This is a genomic window from Blautia sp. CAG:237 (genome assembly GCF_000436615.1).
Lineage (GTDB): Bacteria > Bacillota > Clostridia > Lachnospirales > Lachnospiraceae > Blautia_A > Blautia_A intestinihominis.
Genome location: NZ_FR886770.1, coordinates 1 through 1709 on the forward strand (window position 1 = coordinate 1; position 1709 = coordinate 1709).

Here is a 1709-nt window from a genome sequence, read left to right on the forward strand (position 1 = left end):
GAGAACGTCCGTAAACGATCTGAAGGAACAGTTCTCTCATAGCTGTGTTGATAGCATCACATACAAGGTCTGTGTTCAGAGCTTCCATAACAGTAAGTCCTGGAAGGATCTCAGATGCCATAGCTGCGGAATGAGTCATACCTGAACATCCGATTGTCTCAACCAGAGCTTCCTGGATGATACCTTCTTTTACGTTCAGGGACAGCTTACAGGCACCCTGCTGCGGAGCACACCAGCCTACACCATGTGTGAAACCGGAAATGTCCTTTACTTCCTTAGCCTGAACCCATTTTGCTTCTTCCGGAATCGGAGCAGCTCCGTGATGCACACCCTGTGCAACTGGGCACATTTCTTCTACTTCGCGTGAATAAATCATGTTAAAACTCCTTTCAAGTATAGATTTACTATAATGTTGTTAAAAGATAGACTAACAACCTGACAGTATTTTCTCATAAAACCCCTTGTTAGTCCAGTCAAACTTGAGTATTTTTGTCATTAAAACTCATATTTCAGTGCATCTTGAAAAAAATTATCCATTTCACGCTTGCTCTGGAACGTCGCAATGTAGATCTGGTTGCCCATCGCGGCCACCAGAACATCCGGCAGACGGTCTGCCATCCGGATATTTTTGCTGTATTTTGTCATGATGTCTTCATGACCCAGGATAAATTTCTTACCGTCCCTTCGTCCCACAAATGCACAGTACTCTCTGTCTCCCGGCTGCATCTGCGTCCGGTCAAAGGCAATCATGTCTGCCCAGATCTTGTAAACATCGGTCTTGCATGCAAAATCCATCATATCCGGAGAAAATCCGCCACATGGGCGCATATTTACCTCAAGACCGACGATATCACCCTTTCTTCCAAGACCCTTCTGGTCTTTCTGCAAGCGGAAAAACTCAAAATGTACGAAGCGGCTCCGTACATTGAAACTTTTGACCGTGGCACGGCCTGCCAGCCTGACATCACTGGAAAGCTGCTTCACGATATAAAAGAGCGCATTGTCCTCGTGGTTCACGATATCCATGATGGAGATCGGTGTCACATTTCCTGTTTCGAAGATCGGATCTCCGTTGGAATCGATGATGGCATCGTAGGAATTTACCTCCGCGACTACGAACTCCTCCATTATATAGGAAACTTCCGGTTCCTTCGTTCGGAAAAATTCTTCGAGCTGCCCCTGATCTTCCAGTTTGTAAGTATGGCTTGCCCCTACTCCATTATCCGGTTTTACGACCACCGGATAGCCGACTTCTTTGATAAATTTCTCACATTCTTCCAGAGTATCTACCAGATGATAGCGTGCTGTCGGGATTCCCGCCTGTACATAGTATGCTTTCATCTTAGATTTGTATTTGATCCTCGGAATATCGTCCTCCTGAAAACCGCTTGTGATATGGAAGGCGGTACGGAGTCTGGCATCACGCTCCAGCCAGTACTCGTTGTTGGACTCCAGCCAGTCGATGCGTCCGTGCTTGAAGATCAGGAATGCAACCGCACGGTATACTTCTTCCTCATTTTCGAGACTGCTGACCTTATAGTATTCATCCAGGCTGTCTTTCAGTCCCTGGCTCAATTCCTCATAAGGCTGATCTCCGATCCCGAGGACATTCAGCCCGTTTTTCTTGAGTTCCCGGCAGAACATCCAGTAATTTTCAGGAAAATTTGGAGAAATAAACAGAAAATTTTTCATAATATCACTCTTTCCTA

General features: G+C 45.8%; 2 protein-coding genes. Both read right to left on the bottom strand.

Annotated elements, in window-relative coordinates:
- Positions 1–376, bottom strand: a 376-nt coding sequence (locus QZL69_RS13030) for an iron-sulfur cluster assembly scaffold protein (protein WP_442852510.1), incomplete at its 3' end; no start/stop codon positions are given.
- A gap of 119 nt (positions 377–495) precedes the next feature.
- Positions 496–1709: ATP-grasp domain-containing protein (locus tag QZL69_RS13035; protein WP_291519733.1), on the bottom strand; the 1214-nt coding region annotated here is incomplete at its 5' end.